The 22,820-nt window shown below is 69.2% G+C and carries 17 protein-coding genes; 10 read left to right on the top strand and 7 right to left on the bottom strand.

Annotated elements, in window-relative coordinates; translation table 11 throughout:
• The 8 genes from kdpA (at nucleotide 1) to OG963_RS13085 (ending at nucleotide 10,170) form a co-directional block, all read left to right on the top strand.
• The gene (gene kdpA, locus OG963_RS13120; protein ID WP_093777244.1) at nucleotides 1–1,665 is read left to right on the top strand and encodes a potassium-transporting ATPase subunit KdpA; all 1,665 of its coding nucleotides are present in this window, start codon (nucleotides 1–3) and stop codon (nucleotides 1,663–1,665) included.
• Nucleotides 1,662–3,800 (top strand): potassium-transporting ATPase subunit KdpB, encoded by a 2,139-nt coding sequence (gene kdpB, locus OG963_RS13115; protein ID WP_093777242.1) that lies wholly within the window; start codon nucleotides 1,662–1,664, stop codon nucleotides 3,798–3,800. The genes kdpA and kdpB overlap by 4 nt, the downstream gene beginning before the upstream one ends.
• Before the next feature lie 16 nt (nucleotides 3,801–3,816).
• On the top strand, nucleotides 3,817–4,485 hold the full coding sequence (locus OG963_RS13110; RefSeq protein ID WP_093777404.1) for a potassium-transporting ATPase subunit C: 669 nt from the start codon (nucleotides 3,817–3,819) through the stop codon (nucleotides 4,483–4,485).
• A gap of 157 nt (nucleotides 4,486–4,642) precedes the next feature.
• The gene (locus OG963_RS13105) at nucleotides 4,643–5,395 is read left to right on the top strand and encodes an ABC transporter ATP-binding protein (RefSeq protein ID WP_093777402.1); all 753 of its coding nucleotides are present in this window, start codon (nucleotides 4,643–4,645) and stop codon (nucleotides 5,393–5,395) included.
• Between the two features lie 204 nt (nucleotides 5,396–5,599).
• Complete coding sequence (locus OG963_RS13100; protein WP_093777240.1) at nucleotides 5,600–8,143, top strand: ATP-binding protein; 2,544 nt, start codon at nucleotides 5,600–5,602, stop codon at nucleotides 8,141–8,143.
• 64 nt (nucleotides 8,144–8,207) lie between these two features.
• The gene (locus OG963_RS13095) at nucleotides 8,208–8,900 is read left to right on the top strand and encodes a response regulator (RefSeq protein ID WP_030927277.1); all 693 of its coding nucleotides are present in this window, start codon (nucleotides 8,208–8,210) and stop codon (nucleotides 8,898–8,900) included.
• Between the two features lie 109 nt (nucleotides 8,901–9,009).
• Nucleotides 9,010–9,417 carry an OB-fold nucleic acid binding domain-containing protein gene (locus OG963_RS13090; protein ID WP_037822942.1) on the top strand — a complete coding sequence of 136 codons (408 nt, stop codon included), beginning with the start codon at nucleotides 9,010–9,012 and terminating at the stop codon, nucleotides 9,415–9,417.
• A gap of 3 nt (nucleotides 9,418–9,420) precedes the next feature.
• Nucleotides 9,421–10,170, top strand: coding sequence for a DUF3159 domain-containing protein (locus OG963_RS13085; RefSeq protein ID WP_093777236.1), 750 nt, complete (start codon nucleotides 9,421–9,423; stop codon nucleotides 10,168–10,170).
• A 144-nt stretch (nucleotides 10,171–10,314) separates the two neighbouring features.
• On the opposite strand, the gene OG963_RS13080 is transcribed toward OG963_RS13085, so the two are convergent.
• Nucleotides 10,315–10,992 (bottom strand): TrkA family potassium uptake protein, encoded by a 678-nt coding sequence (locus OG963_RS13080; RefSeq protein ID WP_030927282.1) that lies wholly within the window; start codon nucleotides 10,990–10,992, stop codon nucleotides 10,315–10,317.
• Nucleotides 10,992–11,660: a TrkA family potassium uptake protein gene (locus OG963_RS13075; protein WP_030927284.1), complete on the bottom strand. Its 669-nt coding sequence runs from the start codon at nucleotides 11,658–11,660 to the stop codon at nucleotides 10,992–10,994. Before OG963_RS13075 ends, OG963_RS13080 begins: the two co-directional genes overlap by 1 nt.
• Before the next feature lie 428 nt (nucleotides 11,661–12,088).
• Here OG963_RS13075 and OG963_RS13070 point away from each other — a divergent pair, with 428 nt between their 5' ends.
• The gene (locus OG963_RS13070) at nucleotides 12,089–14,137 is read left to right on the top strand and encodes an APC family permease (RefSeq protein ID WP_093777234.1); all 2,049 of its coding nucleotides are present in this window, start codon (nucleotides 12,089–12,091) and stop codon (nucleotides 14,135–14,137) included.
• Nucleotides 14,138–14,236: 99 nt separating this feature from the next.
• Nucleotides 14,237–15,595 (top strand): class I SAM-dependent RNA methyltransferase, encoded by a 1,359-nt coding sequence (locus tag OG963_RS13065; RefSeq protein WP_093777232.1) that lies wholly within the window; start codon nucleotides 14,237–14,239, stop codon nucleotides 15,593–15,595.
• Nucleotides 15,596–15,884: 289 nt separating this feature from the next.
• Here OG963_RS13065 and OG963_RS13060 read toward each other — a convergent pair whose 3' ends face one another.
• The 5 genes from OG963_RS13060 to OG963_RS13040 form a co-directional block, all read right to left on the bottom strand.
• Nucleotides 15,885–16,280, bottom strand: a complete 396-nt coding sequence (locus OG963_RS13060) for a hypothetical protein (RefSeq protein WP_371800290.1) — start codon at nucleotides 16,278–16,280, stop codon at nucleotides 15,885–15,887.
• Between the two features lie 160 nt (nucleotides 16,281–16,440).
• On the bottom strand, nucleotides 16,441–16,836 hold the full coding sequence (locus OG963_RS13055; RefSeq protein ID WP_371798933.1) for a hypothetical protein: 396 nt from the start codon (nucleotides 16,834–16,836) through the stop codon (nucleotides 16,441–16,443).
• Between the two features lie 215 nt (nucleotides 16,837–17,051).
• Nucleotides 17,052–18,776: a stealth family protein gene (locus OG963_RS13050; RefSeq protein ID WP_319739526.1), complete on the bottom strand. Its 1,725-nt coding sequence runs from the start codon at nucleotides 18,774–18,776 to the stop codon at nucleotides 17,052–17,054.
• A gap of 267 nt (nucleotides 18,777–19,043) precedes the next feature.
• On the bottom strand, nucleotides 19,044–20,522 hold the full coding sequence (locus OG963_RS13045; RefSeq protein ID WP_371798932.1) for an MFS transporter: 1,479 nt from the start codon (nucleotides 20,520–20,522) through the stop codon (nucleotides 19,044–19,046).
• A gap of 253 nt (nucleotides 20,523–20,775) precedes the next feature.
• Nucleotides 20,776–22,698, bottom strand: a complete 1,923-nt coding sequence (locus tag OG963_RS13040; RefSeq protein WP_371800289.1) for an anthranilate synthase family protein — start codon at nucleotides 22,696–22,698, stop codon at nucleotides 20,776–20,778.
• Nucleotides 22,699–22,820 lie beyond the last annotated feature (122 nt).

Genomic DNA, 22,820 nt, shown 5'->3' with positions numbered 1-22,820 from the left:
ATGAGCCCCGTCCTCGCTGGTGTGCTCCAGTTGCTCGCGCTCGTGGTGGCGCTGGGTCTGGCGTACCGCCCCCTCGGCGACTACATGGCCGCCGTCTACTCCTCGAAGAAGCACCTGCGTGTCGAGAAGTGGATCTACAAGTCCATCGGCGCCAATCCCGATACGGAGATGCGCTGGCCCGCCTATCTGCGCGGTGTCCTCGCGTTCTCCGCGGTGAGCGTCCTCTTCCTCTACCTGCTGCAGCGTGTCCAGGGCAGTCTGCCCGGCTCGCTCGGCTTCGCCTCGATCGATCCGGACCAGGCGTTCAACACGGCGGCGTCCTTCGTCGCGAACACCAACTGGCAGTCGTACTACGGCGAGCAGGCCATGGGCCACGTCGTGCAGACCGGCGGCCTGGCGGTGCAGAACTTCGTCTCGGCCGCGGTGGGTATCGCTGTCGCGGTGGCGCTGGTGCGTGGTTTTGCCCGCTCGCGCACCGGTGAGCTCGGCAACTTCTGGTCCGACCTGGTGCGCGGCACCGTACGGATCCTGCTGCCGATCGCCGTGGTCGGTGCGATCCTCCTGGTCGCGTGCGGCGCGATCCAGAACTTCTCCGGTATCCACGGTGTCGGCCAGTTCCTGGGCGGCTCGCAGCAGTGGAACGGTGGTGCGGTCGCCTCCCAGGAGGCGATCAAGGAGCTGGGCACGAACGGCGGCGGTTACTTCAACGCCAACTCGGCCCACCCGTTCGAGAACCCCAACGGGCTCTCCAACCTTCTCGAGATCTTCCTGATCCTGGTCATCCCGTTCGCGCTGACCCGTACCTTCGGCCGGATGGTCGGCTCCCTCAAGCAGGGTTACGCGATCCTCGCCACGATGGGCGTGATCTGGCTCGGCTTCAGCGCGCTGATGATGTGGACCGAGTTCGCCCACCACGGGCCCGCGTTCGACATCGCGGGTGGGGCGATGGAGGGCAAGGAGACCCGCTTCGGAATCGGCGGTTCGTCGATCTTCGCGGTGGCCACCACGCTCACCTCGACGGGCGCGGTGAACTCGTTCCACTCCTCGTTCACCGGTTTCGGTGGCGGTATCACCATGCTGGGCATGCAGCTCGGTGAGATCGCTCCCGGTGGTACCGGGTCGGGTCTGTACGGGATGCTGATCATGGCGATCATCGCGGTGTTCATCGCGGGTCTGATGGTCGGCCGTACGCCGGAGTATCTCGGCAAGAAGATCGGCACCCGTGAGATCAAGCTCGCGGCCTGCTACATCCTGATCACTCCGGCGCTGGTGCTCTGCTTCACCGCCGCGGCGATGGCCCTGCCCACCCCGGTCCATTCGATGACCAACTCCGGTGCGCACGGGTTCTCCGAGATCTTGTACGCGTACACCTCGGGTGCCAACAACAACGGTTCGGCCTTCGCGGGTCTGAACGCCGACACGCAGTGGTTCAACACCACGATCGGGCTCGCGATGCTGCTGGGCCGGTTCCTGCCCATGGTGTTCGTTCTGGCGCTGGCCGGTTCGCTCGCCGAGCAGAAGCCCGTCCCGGCGACCGTCGGCACGCTCGGCACGCACAAGCCGCTCTTCACCGGTCTGCTGGTCGGCACGATCCTGATCGTGACCGGTCTGACCTTCTTCCCGGCGCTGGCGCTGGGACCGCTGGCCGAGGGGCTGGCGTCATGACCACTCGTACAGAGAAGCAAGAGGAGCCCGGCTCCATGTCCACCATCACTCCGACCCGTGCGCCGCACCAGGACGTGCCCTCCGGGCACAAGCCCGACAGCGGGCGCGTCGGCGCCGGGCTGTTCGACCCCAAGCAACTGCTCAAGTCCTTCCCCGACGCGGTGCGCAAGCTCGACCCCCGGGTGATGGTCAAGTCACCGGTGATGTTCGTGGTCCTGGCCGGTTCGGTGCTCACCACCGTCCTGGCCGCCCTGGACCCGACCGACTGGTTCGGCTGGGCGATCGCCGCGTGGCTCTGGCTCACCACGATCTTCGCCAACCTGGCGGAGGCGGTCGCCGAGGGCCGCGGCAAGGCCCAGGCCGACACGCTGCGCAAGGCCAAGACCGACACCGTCGCGCGCCGGCTCGTGGGGAAGAACGAGGAGCGCGTACAGGGCACCGATCTGCGCATCGGTGACCTGGTGGTCTGCGAGGCGGGCGACATCGTCCCCGGCGACGGTGACGTCGTCGAGGGTGTCGCCTCCGTCGACGAGTCGGCCATCACGGGTGAGTCGGCGCCGGTCATCCGGGAGTCGGGTGGCGACCGCAGCGCGGTCACCGGCGGCACGAAGGTGCTCTCCGACCGCATCGTCGTCAAGATCACGACGAAGCCCGGTGAGACGTTCATCGACCGGATGATCAGTCTGGTGGAAGGTGCCTCCCGGCAGAAGACGCCCAACGAGATCGCGCTGAACATCCTGCTCGCGTCCCTCACCATCGTCTTCCTGCTGGCCGTCGTCACCCTGCAGCCGTTCGCGATCTACGCGGGTCAAAGGCAGTCGATGATCGTGCTGACCGCCCTGCTGGTCTGCCTGATCCCGACCACGATCGGCGCGCTGCTCTCCGCGATCGGTATCGCGGGCATGGACCGCCTCGTCCAGCGCAATGTGCTCGCCATGTCGGGACGCGCGGTGGAAGCCGCCGGCGATGTGTCGACGCTGCTGCTCGACAAGACCGGCACCATCACGCTCGGCAACCGGCAGGCCGCCGAGTTCGTACCCGTCAAGGGCACGACGGAGGCCGAGCTGGCGGACGCCGCCCAGCTCTCCTCGCTGGCCGACGAGACGCCCGAAGGCCGCTCCGTCGTCGTACTGGCGAAGGAGAAGTACGGGCTTCGCGAGCGCCACCAGGGCCAGCTCACCGGGGCCGAGTGGGTCGGCTTCACCGCACAGACCCGGATGTCGGGTGTGGACGTCGAGGGACGCAGGATCCGCAAGGGTGCGACCGGCTCGGTCGTCGCCTGGGTCGAGGAGCGGGGCGGCACCGTCTCGCCGGACGCCCGCACGCTCACGGATCGGATCTCCCAGGCGGGCGGTACGCCGTTGCTCGTCGCCGTCGACGACGAGCGGGGCGCCCGGGTCCTCGGTGTCATCCACCTCAAGGACGTCGTCAAGGAGGGCATGCGGGAGCGGTTCGACGAGCTGCGCCGCATGGGCATCAAGACGGTCATGATCACGGGCGACAACCCGCTGACCGCGAAGGCCATCGCCGAGGAGGCGGGGGTCGACGACTTCCTAGCGGAGGCCACGCCCGAGGACAAGATGGCCCTCATCAAGCGTGAGCAGGCGGGCGGCAAGCTCGTCGCGATGACCGGTGACGGTACGAACGACGCGCCCGCGCTCGCTCAGGCGGACGTCGGCGTGGCGATGAACACGGGCACCTCGGCCGCCAAGGAGGCCGGGAACATGGTGGACCTGGACTCCAACCCGACCAAGCTCATCGAGATCGTCGAGATCGGCAAGCAACTGCTGATCACCCGCGGTGCGCTGACCACCTTCTCGATCGCCAACGACGTCGCGAAGTACTTCGCGATCATCCCGGCGATGTTCGCGGTGGTCTACCCGGGCCTGGACAAGCTGAACATCATGCAGCTGTCCTCGCCGCAGTCGGCGATCCTGTCCGCGGTCGTCTTCAACGCGTTGATCATCATCGCGCTGGTGCCGCTCGCCCTGAAGGGCGTGCGCTACCGGCCGAGCAGTGCCGACTCGATGCTCCGCCGCAACCTCGGGATCTACGGACTCGGCGGCCTGGTCGCCCCGTTCATCGGCATCAAGATCATCGACCTGATCCTCTCCCTCATTCCCGGAATCGGCTGATCGCGCCATGACCTCCATGAACAACTCCGCAGGAAACACCGTTCGGCTGCTTTGGGCCGGGCTGCGCGCCCTGCTCGTCCTCACGATCGTCTGCGGCGTGATCTACCCGCTCGCGGTCACCGGTGTCGCCCAGGGCATCCTCCCGGGCAAGGCCAACGGTTCCGAGATCACGGCGAACGGCAAGGTCGTCGGTTCCGAGCTCATCGGCCAGCGCTACGACCTGCCGCTGAAGAAGGGCGAGGAGACCGCGGCCCCGGACCTCAAGTGGTTCCAGCCGCGCCCGTCCAACGGACTCGGCACCAACAGCGTCAACACCCAGTACAAGCTGATCCTGTCCGGCGCGACCAACCGGTCCGGCGACAACAAGGACCTGATCGACTGGGTCACCGCCGCCAAGGCCGCCGTCGTCAAGGACAACTCCGTGCCCGGCCACCCGGTCAGCCCCTCGGACGTGCCGGCCGACGCCGTCACCTCCTCCGGCTCCGGTCTCGACCCGGCCATCTCCCCGCAGTACGCACAGATCCAGGTACGCCGCGTCGCCGAGCGGAACCACCTCGGCGTCGACCAGGTGGAGAAGCTGGTGGAACAGCACACCGACGGCCGGATCCTCGGTTTCGTGGGGGAGCCGCGAGTCAACGTCCTGCAGCTCAACATCGCACTCAAGGAGCTGGTGAACGGGGGTTGATTCTCCGCCGACGGATGCGCCGGGCCGCCGTGGTCATGCTGTACGGACCACGGCGGCCCGGCGCTGTGCCTGCCCGGAGGATCTCGGGCATTGCCCGGCCGTGTGCCTCATGCACATACTGGCGGCCGACGGGGACCGACCACGCATGGGGGAGCGCATGACCGACAGCACCGGCGGAAAGAGCACAGGCGGCCAGGGCGGCACGGCGGTCGCCGAGGACCCGGCCCGTGGGCCGATGGTCCGAATCGAGGGCCTGCACCGCTCGTACGGAACCGGCGCCGGTGCCGTCCACGCGCTGCGCGGCATCTCCTTCGACGTGCCGCGCGGTGAGCTCGTCGCACTCAAGGGGCGCTCGGGCTCCGGCAAGACGACCCTGCTGAACCTGGTCGGCGGCCTCGACAGCCCCGACCGCGGCCGGATCACCGTCGACGGCACGGACCTTTCCGAGCTCGGCGAGGACGGGCTGCTGGAGCTGCGCCGGGACCGGCTCGGCTTCATCTTCCAGTCGTTCGGCCTGATCCCGATCCTGACCGCCGCGGAGAACGTCGGCGTACCGATGCGGCTGCGCAAGGCGGACCCGCGCGAGCGGGAGGACCGGGTGGCGTTGCTGCTCTCCCTGGTCGGGCTCGGCGACCACGGTGCGCAGCGGCCCGGGGAGCTCTCCGGCGGCCAGCAGCAGCGCGTCGCCATCGCCCGTGCACTCGCCAACCGGCCCGCGCTGCTGATCGCGGACGAGCCGACAGGACAGCTCGACGCGGAGACAGGGCTCGCCGTGATGGAGCTGCTGCGGGCCGTCGTACGGAGCGAGGGAGTGACCGCGCTGGTGGCGACGCACGATGCGCAGTTGCTGGGGCTGGCGGACCGGGTGCTGGAGCTGAGGGACGGGCATATCGTCGAGCAGCAGGCGTAGGGGCGGGGGAGGGGCGTCCGGGTTCGCCCGGGCACTTTTCGTTACCTGTCGTGATATGCGGCATCTCCCTGATCCGGCGCATCAGAATTCCGTCAATTCGGTCTCCTGTCCGACCTTGTGTCCCCTTTGCGGCAAATATTCGAGGTAGCTTCGTGAGCGGCTGCCGCACCGGCCGCAGTCGCTCATCTGAAAGACAATGGGGCCATGGCACGCGGCAAGCTTCGGATCTACCTGGGCGCGGCACCGGGCGTCGGCAAGACGTACGCGATGCTCTCCGAGGCGCACCGCCGGGTGGAGCGGGGCACCGACTGCGTCGTCGGGTTCGTGGAACACCACGACCGGCCGCGCACCGAGGTGATGCTGCACGGCCTGGAGCAGGTCCCGCGTCGCGCGATCGACTACCGGGACACCGTCTTCACCGAGATGGACGTCGATGCGGTGCTGGAGCGCCGCCCGGCCGTCGCCCTGGTGGACGAACTGGCCCACACCAATGTGCCGGGCTCCCGCAACGCCAAACGCTGGCAGGACGTCGAAGAGCTCCTCCAGGCCGGCATCGACGTCGTCTCCACCGTCAACATCCAGCACCTGGAGTCGCTCGGTGACGTCGTCGAGTCGATAACGGGCGTACGGCAGCGTGAGACCGTCCCCGACGAGGTTGTCCGCCGGGCGGACCAGATCGAACTGGTCGACATGTCACCCCAGGCGCTGCGCCGCCGGATGGCCCATGGCAACATCTACAAGCCGGACCGGATCGACGCGTCCCTGTCCAACTACTTCCGCCCGGGCAACCTCACCGCCCTGCGCGAGCTCGCCCTGCTCTGGGTCGCCGACCGGGTCGACGAGTACCTCCAGCAGTACCGCGGCGAGCACAACATCAGCACCACCTGGCAGGCCCGCGAACGCATCGTCGTCGGCCTCACCGGCGGCCCCGAGGGCCGTACGCTCATCCGCCGCGCGTCCCGGATGGCCGCCAAAGGCTCCGGCGGCGAGATCCTCGCCGTCTACATCGCCCGCAGCGACGGACTGACCTCCGCGTCGCCCAAGGAACTCACCGCTCAGCGCACTCTCGTCGAGGACCTCGGCGGTACGTTCCACCACGTCATCGGCGACGACATACCCTCGGCGCTCCTCGCGTTCGCCCGTGGTGTCAACGCCACCCAGATCGTGCTCGGCTCCAGCCGCCGCAAGGCCTGGCAGTACATCTACGGCCCCGGCGTCGGCGCCACCGTCGCCCGCGAGTCCGGCCCCGACCTCGACGTCCACATCGTCACGCACGACGAGGTCGCCAAGGGCCGCGGACTCCCGATCGCCCGCGGCGCCCGGCTCGGCCGGGCCCGGATCATCTGGGGCTGGTTGACCGGGGTCGGCGGTCCGGTCCTGCTCACGCTGCTCCTGACCAGCATGACGAACGGTCCGGGGCTCGCCAACGACGTCCTGCTCTTCCTCTTCCTGACGGTCGCCGCGGCCCTGCTCGGCGGGCTGCTGCCCGCCCTCGCGTCCGCGGCCGTCGGCTCGCTGCTGCTGAACTACTGGTTCACCCCGCCGACCCACACCCTCACGGTGCAGGACCCGAGGAACTTCGTCGCCATCGTGATCTTCTTCGCGGTCGCGGTGGCGGTGGCCTCCGTCGTCGACCTGGCGGCCCGGCGTACCCATCAGGCGGCCCGACTGCGCGCCGAGTCCGAGATACTGTCCTTCCTGGCCGGCAGCGTTCTGCGCGGCGAGACCACACTGGACGCCCTGCTGGACCGGGTCCGCGAGACCTTCGCCATGGAGTCCGTGGCGCTCCTGGAGCGGCGCAGCGACGTCGACCCGTGGACCTGTGCGGGCAGTGTCGGCCCTGCGCCCGTCTCCCGCCCCGAGGACGCCGATGTGGACATGCCCGTCGGCGACCACATGGCGCTCGCGCTCTCCGGCCGGGTGCTGCCCGCCGAGGACCGCCGGGTGCTCGGTGCGTTCGCCGCCCAGGCCGCCGTCGTACTCGACCGGCAGCGCCTGGTCGGGGAGGCGGAGGAGGCGCGGCGGCTCGCCGAGGGGAACCGGATAAGGACCGCGCTCCTCGCCGCCGTCAGCCACGATCTGCGGACCCCGCTCTCCGCCATCAAGGCCGCCGTCACCTCGCTGCGCTCCGACGACGTGGCCTGGTCGGAGGCGGACGAGGCGGAGCTCCTCGAAGGCATCGAGAACGGCGCCGACCGGCTCGACCATCTGGTCGGCAACCTCCTCGACATGTCGAGGCTGCAGACCGGCACCGTCACCCCGCTGATCCGCGAGATCGACCTCGACGAGGTGGTCCCGATGGCGCTCGGAGGCGTACCGGAGGGCAGCGTCGACCTGGACATCCCCGAGACGCTGCCGATGGTCGCCGTCGACCCGGGGCTGCTGGAGCGCGCCGTCGCGAACATCGTCGAGAACGCCGTCAAGTACAGCCCCGACGGAGAGCGCGTCACCGTGGCCGCCAGCGCGCTCGGCGCCCGGGTCGAGCTCCGGGTGGCCGACCGCGGTCCCGGCGTCCCCGACGAGGGCAAGGAGCGGATCTTCGAGCCCTTCCAGCGCTACGGCGACGCCCCGCGCGGCGCCGGAGTCGGCCTCGGGCTCGCCGTCGCCCGCGGCTTCGTGGAGTCCATGGGCGGCACCCTCGGCGCCGAGGACACCCCCGGTGGTGGCATGACCATGGTCCTGACGCTCAAGGCGGTGTCGGGATACGTTCCGACCGGTACCGATCTGCCCGCACAGGCCGTCTCATGATCGCGGCGGTGATACCCGTAGTGCTCCCCGCAGCAATTCCGTACAGCAGAAAGGCAGGTTCCCGATGACCCGGGTGCTTGTGGTCGACGACGAGCCGCAGATCGTACGCGCCCTCGTGATCAATCTGAAGGCGCGCAAGTACGAGGTGGACGCGGCGCCCGACGGCGCGACGGCACTCCAGCTCGCCGCCGCGCGTCACCCCGATGTCGTCGTCCTCGACCTCGGACTGCCGGACATGGACGGCGTGGAGGTGATCAGGGGGCTGCGCGGCTGGACCCGGGTGCCCATCCTGGTGCTCTCCGCCCGCCACACCTCCGACGAGAAGGTCGAGGCCCTGGACGCGGGAGCCGACGACTACGTCACCAAGCCGTTCGGCATGGACGAGCTGCTGGCCCGGCTGCGTGCCTCGGTCCGGCGGGCCGAACCGGTCGGCCAGGACGGCGCCGACGACATCGTGATGGTCGAGACCGAGGGGTTCACCGTCGACCTGGCGGCGAAGAAGGTCCAACGCGAGGGACGCGACGTGCGGCTCACCCCGACCGAGTGGCATCTGCTGGAGGTGCTGGTCCGCAACAGCGGCCGACTGGTCAGCCAGAAGCAGCTGCTGCAGGAGGTGTGGGGGCCTTCGTACGGCACCGAGACCAACTATCTGCGGGTCTACATGGCCCAGCTTCGGCGCAAGCTGGAGACCGACCCCTCGCACCCCCGGCACTTCGTCACCGAACCGGGCATGGGTTACCGCTTCGAACGCGGCTGAGCACTGTGCGTGCGGCGGACGGTCGTCAGCTTCGCTCCGTCGTGAGTCGCCCGTCAGGGTGAGAGAACGGACACCTGCCCGGAGCACCCTGGCCCGGTACCCTTCGGGTATGAGTGCTGTCCCTCGTTCCGAGAAGGCGGAGCGGCCGTCCGGCCGCTTCCGTCGGATGCTCGACCGGCTGTCCAGCTCCCAGCAAGACCTGGAATCGGAGGAGCTGCAGGAGGACTCGCAGGCATCGGGATGCACGCGGATCTCCGAATGCAACGACCGCCAGATCGTCAAGGTGACTGGTACCTTGCGGACCGTCACCCTGCGGCCGCGCGCCGGAGTGCCCGCCCTGGAAGCGGAGCTCTTCGACGGCACCGCCCCGCTGGACGTGGTCTGGCTGGGCCGGCGTTCCATCGTGGGCATAGAGCCGGGCCGTAAGCTCATCGCCTCCGGCCGGATCGCCATGAGCCACGGGCGCCGGGTGCTGTTCAACCCCAAATACGAACTCCGACCGCTCGGCAAGGAGTAGCCGGTGACGTCTCTCGACAAGCCGACACCCGATACGGACCGCACCGACCAGCAGGAGGCCGACGCGAAGGCGGTCACCGAAGCCGCACTCTTCGAGGCCTTCGGCGGTATCCGCGGGATGGTGGAGACAGTCCTGCCCGGGCTGCTCTTCGTCACGATCTTCACCATCAACAAGGACCTGCACACCTCCGCCATCGCGGCCGTGGCTGTGTCCCTGGTCCTCGTCGCCGTACGGCTGATCCGCAAGGACACCGTCAAGCACGCCTTCAGCGGGGTCTTCGGCGTCGCCTTCGGTGTGGTCTTCGCGATGATGACGGGCAACGCCAAGGACTTCTACCTGCCCGGCATGATTTACACGCTGGGCCTGGCCCTCGCCTACATCGTCACGACGATCGCCGGGGTGCCGCTGATAGGGCTGATCCTCGGGCCGGTCTTCAAGGAGAACCTCTCCTGGCGTACCCGGAATCCCGGCCGCAAGAAGGCGTATGCCAAGGCCAGTTGGGCCTGGGGGCTGATACTGCTCGCCAAGTGCGCGATCCTCTTCCCGCTCTACTGGTGGGCCGACACCGCCCAGCTCGGCTGGGTGCTGGTCGCCCTGAAGATCCCGCCGTTCCTGCTCGCGGTGTACCTGACCTGGGTCTTCCTCGCCAAGGCGCCGCCGCCCATCGACGTCTTCGCCGAGATGGAGGCGGAGGAGCAGGCCGAGAAGGCCCGCAAGGAGCAAGCCGCCGCGGCCCGTAACACCGAGGCCTGACCGGCAGCGACATCGAAGAGGCCTGACCGTCGGCGACAGCGAAGGGGCCCGGAACCGTGACAGACGGTTCCGGGCCCCTTCGTCGTACGAGATGCCGTGCGGACGACGTACCGAAGTCGAGGCCGGTCAGCCGGCCGGCCGTCCTCAGTCGTCGGCGACCTCGCGACGCACCGACAGCAGGTCCTCCAGCTGCTCCTCGCGCGCCTGGGCGGCCACGAACAGCAGCTCGTCACCGGCCTCCAGCGTCTCCTCCGAGCCCGGGGTCAGCACCCGCGTACCGCGGATGATGGTGACCAGAGAGGTGTCCTCGGGCCACGCCACATCGCCGACCTGGGTACCGGCCAGGGCCGACTCCGGGGGCAGCGTCAGTTCGACCAGGTTGGCGTCGCCGTGGCTGAAGCGCAGCAGCCGGACCAGATCGCCGACGCTCACCGCCTCCTCGACCAGGGCGGACATCAGACGCGGCGTGGACACCGCGACATCGACACCCCAGGACTCGTTGAAGAGCCACTCGTTCTTCGGATTGTTGACCCGGGCGACGACCCGCGGTACGCCGTACTCGGTCTTCGCGAGCAGCGAGACGACCAGGTTCACCTTGTCGTCGCCGGTCGCGGCGATCACGACGTTGCAGCGCTGGAGCGCCGCCTCGTCCAGCGAGGTGATCTCGCAGGCATCCGCGAGCAGCCACTCGGCCATGGGCACCCGCTCCACCGAAATGGCGGTCGGTGCCTTGTCCACGAGGAGCACCTCGTGGCCGTTCTCCAGGAGCTCGCCGGCGATGGAGCGGCCCACCGCGCCGGCCCCGGCAATCGCGACACGCATCAGTGACCGCCCTCCTCAGGACCCTCGGCGAAGGCCTCCTCGACCTTCGCGATCTCGTCCGTGCGCATCATCACGTGGACCAGATCGCCCTCCTGCAGCACCGTCTGCGACGACGGCAGAATGGCTTCGCCCAATCGGGTGAGGAACGCCACGCGGACGCCCGTCTCCTCCTGCAGCGTGCTGATCTTGTGCCCGATCCAGGAGGGGGTGGTGTGCACCTCGGCGAGCTGAACACCGCCGCTCGGGTCGCGCCACAGCGGCTCGGCGCCCGAGGGCAGCAGCCGCCGCAGCATCTGGTCCGCCGTCCAGCGCACGGTGGCGACCGTGGGGATGCCGAGGCGCTGGTAGACCTCGGCGCGTCGCGGGTCGTAGATCCGCGCCGCGACGTTCTCGATGCCGAACATCTCGCGGGCCACCCGGGCGGCGATGATGTTCGAGTTGTCGCCGCTGCTCACCGCGGCGAACGCGCCGGCCTCCTCGATACCCGCCTCACGGAGGGTGTCCTGGTCGAAGCCGACACCGGTGACGCGCCGACCACCGAACCCCGACCCGAGACGGCGGAACGCCGTGGGGTCCTGGTCGATCACGGCGACCGTGTGCCCCTGCTGCTCCAGGGTCTGCGCGAGAGCGGCTCCTACTCGCCCGCAGCCCATGATGACGATGTGCACCTTGCGCCTACCTCGCAGTCCTGGTCGTCCGGCTGACCTGCGAAAACACCCTGCTCACACTCTTTCCTCGGCTTGCCGGGCAAACAACGGGGCAACGTTTTTCGGCGTTGCCCGGGATGAGCTTATGCGGCCACCGATGCGTTGCCTCATTCGAGTGTGCTTTCGCCACGGCCGTAGCTGCAAAGGCGCGGTAAAGAGGAACGGGTGACGGAATGGCGGGAGCGGAGATCCACTGGAACGCCACCGTCCGCCAAGCCTGTCCTCGTGGCCGACCGGAACGGAACGATTACAGCGCGCTCATGCCATAAGGGGGGAGTGCAAGGATTCCGTTAAGGATTCCGTGCCGATTTCGGCTGAGTGCAGGAGATTGCAGGACCGCAGGGGTGGTGCGTCGGCGGCCTCCATACGGAACCCTTACGATCCTCAGCGTGTCCAAACTGACCGACGTGCCCAAACGGATCCTGATCGGCCGGGCCTTGCGCAGCGACAAGCTGGGGGAAACGCTCCTCCCCAAACGCATCGCCCTCCCCGTCTTCGCATCCGACCCGCTGTCCTCGGTGGCGTACGCACCAGGAGAAGTCCTCCTCGTGCTGTCCATCGCGGGCGTGTCGGCCTACCACTTCAGCCCGTGGATCGCGGCCGCTGTCGTGGTCCTGATGTTCACGGTCGTCGCCTCGTACCGGCAGAACGTGCACGCCTACCCGAGCGGCGGCGGCGACTACGAGGTCGCCACCACCAACCTCGGCCCCAAGGCCGGTCTGACCGTCGCCAGCGCCCTGCTGGTGGACTACGTCCTGACCGTCGCCGTGTCGATCGCCTCCGGCGTGGAGAACCTCGGCTCCGCGGTCCCGTTCGTCGTCGAGCACAAGACGCTCTGCGCGATCACGGCCATCGTGCTGCTGACCCTGATGAACCTGCGGGGCGTCAAGGAGTCCGGCAAGCTCTTCGCCATCCCCACCTATCTCTTCGTGGCCGGCGTCTTCGTCATGATCGTCTGGGGCGCGTTCCGCGGTCTCGTCCTCGGCGACACGATGCAAGCCCCGACGTCGGACTTCGAGATCAAGCCCGAGCACCAGGGCCTCGCCGGCTTCGCCCTCGTCTTCCTGCTGCTGCGGGCCTTCTCCTCCGGCTGTGCGGCGCTGACCGGCGTCGAGGCGATCAGCAACGGCGTGCCGGCCTTCCGCAAGCCGAAGAGCAAGAACGCCGCGACCACGCTCGCGATGATGGGTCTGCTCGCCGTCACGATGTTCTGCGGCATCATCGGCCTGGCCATGGCCACCGATGTGAAGATGGCGGAGAACCCGGCCAAGGACCTGATCCACAACGGCGCCGCCGTCGGTTCGAGCTTCGTCCAGGACCCGGTGATCTCCCAGGTGGCGGCCGCCGTCTTCGGCGACGGCTCGTTCCTCTTCATCATCCTCGCCGCGGCCACCGCACTCGTGCTCTTCCTGGCCGCCAACACCGCGTACAACGGCTTCCCGCTGCTCGGCTCGATCCTCGCCCAGGACCGGTACCTGCCCCGCCAGCTGCACACCCGCGGCGACCGGCTCGCCTTCTCCAACGGCATCGTGCTGCTGGCCGGCGCGGCCATCCTGCTCACCTGGATCTACGGCGCCGACTCGACCCGGCTGATCCAGCTGTACATCGTCGGCGTGTTCGTCTCCTTCACCCTCAGCCAGACCGGCATGGTCCGGCACTGGAACCGTCATCTGCGGACCGAGAAGGACCCGGCCAAGCGCCGCCACATGATCCGCTCCCGCGCGATCAACACCTTCGGCGCGTTCTTCACCGGCCTGGTGCTCGTCGTCGTACTCGCCACCAAGTTCACCCACGGCGCCTGGGTGGCGCTGCTCGGCATGGTGATCTTCTACGGGACGATGACGGCGATCCGAAAGCACTACGACCGCGTCGCCGAGGAGATCTCCGCCGACGAGGCCCCGTCCGACGACAGCATGAAGCCCTCCCGGGTCCACTCGATCGTTCTGGTCTCCAAGCTGCACCGGCCCACGCTGCGCGCACTGGCGTACGCCAAGCTGATCCGCTCCGACCATCTGGAGGCGCTGTCCATCAGCGTCGACCCGGCCGATACCAAGGCGCTCAAGGCGGACTGGGAGCGGCGCGGTATCAACATCCCGCTGAAGATCCTCGACTCCCCGTACCGCGAGGTGACCCGGCCGGTCATCGACTACGTGAAGGGCCTGCGCCGGGAGAGCCCGCGCGACGTGGTCAGTGTCTACATCCCGGAGTACGTGGTCGGGCACTGGTACGAGCATCTGCTGCACAACCAGAGCGCCCTGCGCCTCAAGGGGCGGCTGCTGTTCACCCCGGGTGTGATGGTGACCTCGGTCCCGTACCAGCTGGAGTCCTCCGAGGCCGCGAAGAAGCGCGCCAGGAAGCGTGCCGAATGGAACGCTCCCGGCTCGGTCCGGCGGGGTCCCGTGGAGCGCCGGGCCAAGGAGCCCAGCAGCAAGAGCTGACTCTCCGCGCCCGCAAGTGGTAAGCGGCCGGACACCACCCACGTAGACTTGTGGGTTGTTGTCCGGCCGTTTTCCTTTGATCTCTGGAGCCACCCCCTCATGCAGAACGAATCCACCTCGTCGCCGGCCGAGGACTCGCAGACCGGGGACTCACTGATCGGCGAGGAGTACGAGGTCGAGGTGGGCCCCGTCGCACACGGCGGCCACTGCATCGCCCGTACCTCGGAGGGCCAGGTCCTCTTCGTACGGCACACGCTTCCCGGCGAGAAGGTCATCGCCCGGATCACCGACGGCGACAAGGACTCCCGCTTCCTGCGCGCCGACGCCGTCACGATCATCGAACCGTCCAAGGACCGCGTCGAGGCGCCCTGCCCGTACGCCGGCCCCGGCAAGTGCGGCGGCTGCGACTGGCAGCACGCCAAGCCCGGCGCCCAGCGTCGGCTCAAGGGCGAGGTCATCGCCGAACAGCTCCAGCGCCTCGCCGGGCTCACCCCCGAAGAGGCCGGCTGGGACGGCACGGTCATGCCGGCCGAGGGCGACAAGCTCCCGAAGGGCGAGGTGCCCGCCTGGCGCACCCGCGTCCAGTACGCCATCGACGAGAACGGCCGCGCCGGCCTGCGCAAGCACCGTTCGCACGACGTCGAGCCGGTCGAGCACTGCATGATCGCGGCGCCCGGCGTCTCGGAACTCGGCGTCGAGAAGCGCGACTGGACCGGCATGGCCTCGGTGGAAGCCATCACCGCCACCGGTTCCAACGACCGCCAGGTCATCCTCACGCCGAAGCCCGGCGCCCGGCTGCCGCTCGTCGAGCTCGACAAGCCCGTCTCCGTCCTGCGCGTCGACGAACGCGACGGCGGCGTCCACCGGGTCCACGGCCGCGGCTTCGTCCGCGAACGCGCCGACGACCGCACGTACCGCGTCGGCTCGGGCGGCTTCTGGCAGGTCCACCCGCAGGCCGCCAACACCCTCGTCCGCGCGGTCATGCAGGGCCTCCTGCCCCGCAAGAACGACACCGCCCTCGACCTCTACTGCGGCGTCGGCCTGTTCGCCGGCGCCATCGGTCAGCGCATCGGTGAGAAGGGCGCGGTCCTCGGTATCGAGTCCGGCAAGCGCGCCGTCGAGGACGCCCGCCACAACCTCCAGGACCTCGACCGGGTCCGCATCGAGCACGGCAAGGTCGAACAGATCCTGCCCCGCACCGGCATCACCGAGTGCGACCTGATCGTCCTCGACCCGCCGCGCGCGGGCGCGGGCAAGCAGACGGTGAAGCACCTCTCCGGCCTCGGCGCCCGCCGCATCGCCTACGTCGCCTGCGACCCGGCGGCACTCGCACGCGACCTGGCTTACTTCCGCGAGGGCGGCTACAAGGTGCGGACGCTGCGCGCGTTCGACCTGTTCCCGATGACGCATCACGTGGAGTGCGTGGCGATTCTGGAGCCTGCTGAGAAGGGCGCCTGACCCGCGGTTTTGTGTGTGCGCATTATGTGCGGTGTGGGCGTTACGGGCGATGTCTCGACGCTGGAATGACGCTCGTGGCGCTCGCTCTGATGGGGTGTCAGTCAACCTGTTGGGCAGGTCAGGCCCTGTCGAGATGGCGGATGTCAATCGGGTGTCGGGGTGAGGGACACTCTGCGCGGAGCTGCTGGTCCCTGATGGTCAGTTGTCCTGGAAGGGGCGAACGAGCGGGGTGACCAGTTGTGATGGGGGCGTGTGAGCTCTGAGGTGCACGAATGGGCTTTCGGTCGTTTCACACTCGTGTCGGTTGATGGGGCCGGAAGTCCAAGAGGACTCCCACGGCTGGCGGATGCCCTTTCGGTACCCGTGCCATGGTCCGGCGGGCCCTCGCCCCCTCGGCGCCGCGGTGTCCGCTGCCCGGCACCTTGGCGAAAGTCCCGCGCTCGTCGTGGTTGCCGGTGCAGAAGGCCACGGCGGCCCGATTGCGGAGGGCGGACTCCCGCACCATGCGGCGCGCCGCCGTGTACGCCTCCACGGAGCCGTCGTCGTCGGCGTCCCCGCTGACGGCGACGACGACGTCCGGGACGTTCACGGTCTCCGGGTCGGTGAGCATCCGGCGGGGTGTCTCCCTGGTGTTGATACAGCGGGAGTTGGAGGCATCCGAGGGGCCGATATGGATGTCGGATATGTGAAGGATCTGTATCCCTCACAGAATTCCGTCGCTTTGAGGGAGTGTCACTATTGCCCGGGCGGCCTGCGTGCACCTGACGACGCGCGGAGCGGCGCCGTGGAGTTCCTGGCGCCGACGGCCGGCCGGCGCCAGGAACCTCACCCCGTTGCGTGAGGGCTCACTTGAGGGGTTCGAGGCAGAGGGTGAAGTCCCGGCCCGCGCCGCCCTGGGTGTAGCGCTGGTACTGGTCCTCGCAGGTTCCGTCCGTGCCGGAGGCGCGGCTGGAGACCTTGAACTGGGCTTCGGGTGTGCCGCAGTCCACGATCTCGAACTCGGGATCGCCGACGGATATCACCGCCGTGGCCGCCGCGTTGCCGGCGTGCAGGCAGTCACCCGCGTCGGCGGTCGCGGCGCCCCCGAACCAGGTCGTGTAGCCGCCGTATGCGACGACACCGACCACGACGACGCTGACGACTCCCTTGAGGACGCGCCTGACGCCCCAGCGGCGGGCGGGGAGCGGCGCGGCGGGGCGTTGTCTGTACGGGTTCTGGCCGGGCGGCGGCGGAGTGGTCATCGGGTCCCCCTGAGGTGTCGTGGGCAAGGTCAATCGGCGGCAGAAAATACCACCATTGACGCGACACCGGGACCAGCCAGCGACTACCGGGGCCACTGATCCGGTTTCGGGCAGGCCGCGCTGTTCGAAGGGCACCAGTGCTCACCTCGGCGCCCCGGCATCCGGCACAGGCCGGTGACCGCCCTGCCTGATCTCGCGGTGCGACGTGGGTGCCGTCAGGTGTGTGTGACGGTGGTGCGCTCGAAGCGGCTGGGGAAGGGGAAGTAGCTCTCCAGGAAGGCATGGATCTTTTGGTGGATCTCTTCCTGCTGCTCGGAGGGGGTGTTGACGTCGTTGAGGCAGAAGAAGTCGAAGCGGCGGTTCGTCAGGAGTTCGGCGAGCCGTTCGTCCGCGTCTCCCCGGGCCACGTCCACGTAACGTGCCTTGTACGTCGCGGGCACCGCTCGGCCGGTGAGGAAAGCCTGATGGTGATGGAACGACGCTCCCATGGCGATGTCGCTGGGGGCGCGGAACCGGGACCTGCTGGTGCGGTCGACGTCCTCCGCGTAGCGCTCCTCTATTTCGCGCATCACTGAGCGGAGTTGAGGGTGCGGGGCGTGCGCGAACTTGTTCACTGTCATGCGTCCGTGATTCCCCTGCAGCAGGCGCCGGACGTTCTTGCCCGCCGAATTGGGGGCCGGTTCGTCAGGATGCGGTGCCCCGAGGCCGAGTTGGGAGGGCGAGAAGGGCACCTTGGCGATGCCGTTGCCGTGGAAGAAGTGTCCTGGCGTGATCGGGCGGCCCAGGAAGACGTCGTCGTTGAAGTACAGGTACTGCTCGGAGAGCCCGTCGATGTGGTGCAACTGGGTTCCGATGGCGTGGGAGTTGAAGACGGGGAGTGCATCCGGGTCGCTGAATATCTCCTTGTGGTCGACGACTCGGATGCCGGGCGCCGCGGTGTCCAGCCATGAGGGGCTCTGGCCGTCGGTGACGATGTAGATGTTCCGCACGAACGGCGCGTACATCTCCAGGGAACGCAGTGAGTACTTGAGCTCGTCGTGGCTGGTGTAGCGGGAGGCGCCCGCCTCACGGGACTGCGCGTCGGGTGCTCGGCCGGTGCGGTGGGCCTCGCGCTTTGCGGCCAGAGCTGGGTCGTCGCCGTCCACCCATGTGTAGACGACGTCCAGGGGGAAAGTGACGGTGTCGATGCCGGGTTCGGTGAAATCGGCGAACGTGGGGTGGTCTGTGCCCCGGATTGTCCGGGTGGCGGGCTTCTGGGCCTCGGCCGGTACGACGTCGGAGACCGCGTTGGGGCGGGGGCCAACCAGTGCGCCGTCGAGGAGTGCGGGCGGCGCCTGGAAGCGGAGGCTGCCGAGCAGCTCGGTGGCACGGGCGTCGCCCTGTTCACGCTGCTCGTGGAGCAGGCCGCCGTCCCGCCAGAACTCCACGTCGCAGCCTCGGACGAGCCCGGCGAGAACCTGGCCCGAAGGGCCGAGGAGGATCTCGCCGAACCGTATGACCGGGCGCCGCTTGAGTTCCGTGGGCAGTGCGCCTTCGGCGTAGAGCGCCGCGTTGGCGGGCCAGATGTCCGAGACGGGCTCCGCCGCATACAGGGCGGTACCGGCGTACAGCTCTCGCAGGGAGCTCAGCAGGGCCTTGCGGTCGGCGAGCCGGATCCCGACGACGTATCGCTGTACGGAGCGTCCGGGCACCAGGAAGTATTCGACGCCACCGTGTTCCAGGGCGGCCGTGACGAGCCGGAGGTTGCGCTCGGCCGCCCGTCCCTCCTCCAGGCTGGTCACACGCCGTCCTACCCAGGTGCGCCCGTCGGTCGTCAACTCGGCCAGTGACGGGTCACCCGCCAGGAGCCTGGCACGCCGGTCCACCGTGGTGACCTCGGGTGCGGGCTGCTGCCGTGTGTCTCGGCGGAAGCGGGACAAACGGGGTCTGGGCGTCGCCATTGTGTGTCCGATCTGTGGAGCGGGGCGGGCCGCGTCGCGCCTCCAGGCGGCGCCGCTTCGTCTGCGGCGGGTGGCCTACCCCGACATGGGGTCACCACTGAGGCGTCAGGTGACGCAGGTGCCGTGAGAGACCGCCTCAGGCTATGTCGGTCGGACGGCTGTTCGGCCGGGGCGAATGCCGGAGCGGGAAGCGTGAGGGAGACGTGATGGATTCTCTGCCAAAGAGTCGCCTTATGTCGTACAACCATTCCGGGAACATGGAGTGCGTCACGCCACCCGGTCGCCCGCCGCTGCGGGTCGTACGACCTTCTGGTGCGGGACGGCCTCGATCCGCAGACCGGTGAGAGCGATGAGGGCGACCAGTGCGAAGGCGGCGGCGCCGAGAGCGAAGGAGAGCGTGTACTGGCCCTCGGCGGGCACCGCGGGCGTACCGGGGGGAAGTCCGGTCAGCAGGCGGGCGCTCAGCAGCGCGGTGATCACGGCGCTGCCCAGCGAACTGCCCAGGGACCGGGCGATCGAGTTGATGCCGTTCGCGATGCCGCTCTGATGGACGGGAACGCCCGCCACGATGAACGCGGGCAGGGTCGCGAAGCCGAAGCTGACCGCGATGCCGGTGAGCAGCCCCGCTGCCACGACGCCCCCGGGACCGCCGTGGCTGACGGCCAGCCAGCCGAAGCCCAGGACGCCCGACCCGGCTCCGGCGGCCAGGGTGACGCGGGCGCCGATCCGCCGGACCAGCACACCGCCGAACTGCGCGGCGATCAACGACGCGACGGTGCCGGGCAGCAGATAGACCACGGCGGCGTCCAGCACCGAGGCCGAGAAGCCGTACCCCGCGATCCGGTGGGGCGTCTGCACCAGGTACGAGATGCCGATGAACTGGGTGAACATGCCGAACCCCAGCAGCACCCCGGCGAGGTTGGTGAAGACCACCGGCCGCAGGACGAACATGCGCATGTCCACCAGAGGTTGGCGTACCCGGCGTTCGACGAGGACCCACAAGGCGGTCAGCACCGCCGCGCCCCCCAGCAGCCCCAAGGAGCGCGCCGAGGTCCAACCCCATGTACCGCCTTGCGAGATGGGCAGCAGGAGCAGGACCAGCGCGCCGGCGAGTGTCGTCACTCCCAGCCAGTCCGTACGGCCGCCGGTGGAGGAGGGCGACGGCGGGACGGCGATCGCCACGGTGATCAGTGCGACCAGGGACAGTACGGTCGCCAGCCAGAACACCCGGTGGTAGTCCGGGTGCGGTCCCTGGGTGAGCAGCCCCGCGCCGACCAGGGCGAGACCGCTGCCGAACGCCAGCGTCCCGCTGACGAGCCCCATCGCCCCCGCCAGCCGCCGTGCGGGCAGCTCGTCGCGCAGTACCGACAGCGCGAGCGGGAAGATCGCCGTCGAAGCTCCCTGCATCGCGCGGGCGACGAGCAGCAGCGGCAGCGAACTGGTGGTGGCCGCCAGCGCGGATCCGACGACGGTCACCCCCAGCACGCACAGGAGTACGGGTCGCTTCCCGCGCATGTCGCCCAGGCGACCGAGCAGCGGGGTGAACACAGCGGCGGACAACAGTGTCGAGGTGGCCAGCCAGCTCGTACTCGAGGAGGACAGCGACAGGTCTTTCTGGACCACCGTCAGGATCGGGACGACCAGGGTCTGCATCATCGACACGATCATGGCCGAGAGGCCCAGCGCGAGGACGAGACCGCGGCCGCCGGGCTCGTCCGTGGCCGGGCGCCTGTGGGTGAGTGGCATCAAGTGCGCTTTCGGGTGAGGTCTGCGGGGGAACCGGCGAGCGGGACCGCTTCGCGGGACGCGACGGAGCTGAGGTGCGTGGCGGGATCGCGGCGTGGCGGGATCGGTGCCGGGCGCCCGTCACGGTGGCGGGGGACGCGTCCGCCCGCGCTGTGGATCCGTGGTGGAGACGAGGGCCTCGGCAGGTGTGGGACCGCGTGCCGGGATCGCGGCGGGGGACGGGAGTCGTGCCGGGCAGCGACCCGTTCTCCGGTCAGCCCGTCGCGCGGACGGGGGCGGGCAGCAGCGCCGACAGGTCGTCGGCGAGGATGCGCAGTCCGTCCTCGGACAGGAGCGACTCCGGGTGGAACTGCGTCGATCGCAGCCGTTCGCCGCGCAGCGCGTGGACCTCGCCGCTGTGCGGGTCCCGGCTGACATCGATGCCCTCGGGGACCTGGGGGGCGGTGAAGCGATCGGTGGGGGAGAGGGCCGCGTAGGTGTTGTAGAAGCCGAGCCCGGCCGGGCGGCCGAACAGGTCGATCCGGCGCCGGACGCCCTGGTTGGGCGGGTTCTTGCGGATCAGATCGAGCCCGAGTTCCGCGCAGAGCACCTGGTGTCCGAGGCAGACCGCCAGGAACGGCCGCCGTGCGGCCAGGAGTTCGCGGACGGTGCGGCGCAGGACGGCGATCTTCGGGTGGTTCTGCTCGCGCGGGTCGCCGGGACCGGGGCCCACGATCACGAGGTGGTGGTCGGCCGGTTCGTACGGCTCGTCGAAGCGCCGGACGGTGACGCGCAGGCCCAGGGCGTGGAGTTGGTGGGCGAGCATCGCGGTGAAGGTGTCCTCGCCGTCGATCAGCAGCACTCGCCGTCCGGCCAGCACCTCCCGGTGGCCGCGGTGCGCCTCCTCGTCGAACGGTTCCAGCCAGAACCGGGCGAGGGTCCGGTTGCGGTCCGCCAGTGAGCTGAGGACTTCGGGGTCCGCCGCGAGCGCGGGGCCTTCCGCCGATGCCTGCTGGACGCCACCGTGCAAGGCCTGGAGCACCGCCGCCGCCTTTGCGCGGGTCTCGGCGACCTCGGAGCCGGGGTCGGAGTGGCGCACCAGTGTCGCGCCCACGCCGATCCGCAGGCGGGAGCGCGCGTCGATGTCGGCGCTGCGGATGAGTACCGCGGAATCCATCCGCCTGGTGCCGGTCTCGTCCCGGCCGATCACGGCGAGCACCCCGCTGTAGTAGGCGCGGCCCTCGGTCTCGTACCGGTTGATGACCCGACAGGCGTTCTCCAGCGGGCTGCCCGTGACGGTGGGCACGAACATCGTCTCGCGCAGGATCTCGCCCACCTCCAGGGTGGTGCGCCCGCTGAGGTGGTACTCGGTGTGGGCCAGTCGCGTCATCTCCCGCAGGTACGGCCCCTCCGCCCGGACCCCGGGTTCGCAGATGCGCGCCATCATCTTCAGTTCCTCGTCGACGACCATGTACAGCTCGTCGGTCTCCTTGGGGTCCGCGAGGAAGCGGAGCGTCCCGGGGACGGTGGGGCCGGCGGCGGGGTAGCGGTAGGTGCCGCTGATCGGGGTCATGGTGACGGTGCCGTCGTTCAGCGCGACATGCCGCTCGGGGGTGGCGCCCACCAGGGTGCGCGTGCCGGTGTGGACGAGGAAGGTCCAGTACGCACCGGCCTCACCGGCCAGCAGGCGACGGAACACCGTCAACGCGGCATCGGTGGGCGACCCCTGGACCGTGGCGACGAAGGAGCGTTTGATCACGAAATTGGCGCCCTCGCCGCGCCCGATCTCCTCGTTCATGATCTTGCGGACGATGGTCCCGTACTCGGCGTCGTCGGTCTCGAAGCCGGCGTCGGCCAGCTCGAAGGGCCGGTCGGGGACGGTGGCCAGCGTCTCCTCGACGCTCAGCCTGGTCTGCTCGTCCACCTTCATGGCGAGCAGCGGAGTGCCGTCGTCCTGGTGCGCGTAACCGCGCTCGGCTATCTGACGGTACGGAACCAGCACCACCAGATCGTGGCGGCCTTCTGCGCTGTGCGACGGCGCGCCCGAGGGCAGCGGCAGGTCGCCCAGACCCGGAACCTCCGTGACGTCCCCGAGCAGGATCTCGACGTCGTCGTGGCCCGCAGAATGCGGTCGGTGGAGCAGGGCGAACGGCGGCGCGTCGGGACTCAACAGGGACTGCAGACGTGCCGAATTCATCTCACTCACGAGAACTCCCCAGAAACTCGCACGGTACAGGTCATGACTGCCACCTCTTGTCCTGCTTTTCTTTTCCTGGCATCTCCTGCGTTCCGATCAGCCTGGCAGCCGGGTGGGTGTGC

It is taken from the genome of Streptomyces sp. NBC_01707 (assembly GCF_041438805.1).
In the GTDB taxonomy this organism is placed as follows: Bacteria; Actinomycetota; Actinomycetes; order Streptomycetales; family Streptomycetaceae; genus Streptomyces.
This window is presented reverse-complemented; position numbering and strand designations above follow the sequence as displayed.

Bases quoted from the DNA above. Each gene is read 5' to 3' on its own strand.
- OG963_RS13100 (WP_093777240.1), top strand. From the start codon at position 5,600: ATGGCACGCGGCAAGCTTCGGATCTACCTGGGCGCGGCACCGGGCGTC.
- OG963_RS13055 (WP_371798933.1), bottom strand. From the start codon at position 16,836: ATGACCACTCCGCCGCCGCCCGGCCAGAACCCGTACAGACAACGCCCC.
- OG963_RS13050 (WP_319739526.1), bottom strand. From the start codon at position 18,776: ATGGCGACGCCCAGACCCCGTTTGTCCCGCTTCCGCCGAGACACACGG.
- OG963_RS13090 (WP_037822942.1), top strand. From the start codon at position 9,010: ATGAGTGCTGTCCCTCGTTCCGAGAAGGCGGAGCGGCCGTCCGGCCGC.
- OG963_RS13105 (WP_093777402.1), top strand. From the start codon at position 4,643: ATGACCGACAGCACCGGCGGAAAGAGCACAGGCGGCCAGGGCGGCACG.
- OG963_RS13095 (WP_030927277.1), top strand. From the start codon at position 8,208: ATGACCCGGGTGCTTGTGGTCGACGACGAGCCGCAGATCGTACGCGCC.
- kdpB (WP_093777242.1), top strand. From the start codon at position 1,662: ATGACCACTCGTACAGAGAAGCAAGAGGAGCCCGGCTCCATGTCCACC.
- OG963_RS13045 (WP_371798932.1), bottom strand. From the start codon at position 20,522: ATGCCACTCACCCACAGGCGCCCGGCCACGGACGAGCCCGGCGGCCGC.
- OG963_RS13080 (WP_030927282.1), bottom strand. From the start codon at position 10,992: ATGCGTGTCGCGATTGCCGGGGCCGGCGCGGTGGGCCGCTCCATCGCC.
- kdpA (WP_093777244.1), top strand. From the start codon at position 1: ATGAGCCCCGTCCTCGCTGGTGTGCTCCAGTTGCTCGCGCTCGTGGTG.
- OG963_RS13040 (WP_371800289.1), bottom strand. From the start codon at position 22,698: ATGAATTCGGCACGTCTGCAGTCCCTGTTGAGTCCCGACGCGCCGCCG.
- OG963_RS13065 (WP_093777232.1), top strand. From the start codon at position 14,237: ATGCAGAACGAATCCACCTCGTCGCCGGCCGAGGACTCGCAGACCGGG.
- OG963_RS13110 (WP_093777404.1), top strand. From the start codon at position 3,817: ATGAACAACTCCGCAGGAAACACCGTTCGGCTGCTTTGGGCCGGGCTG.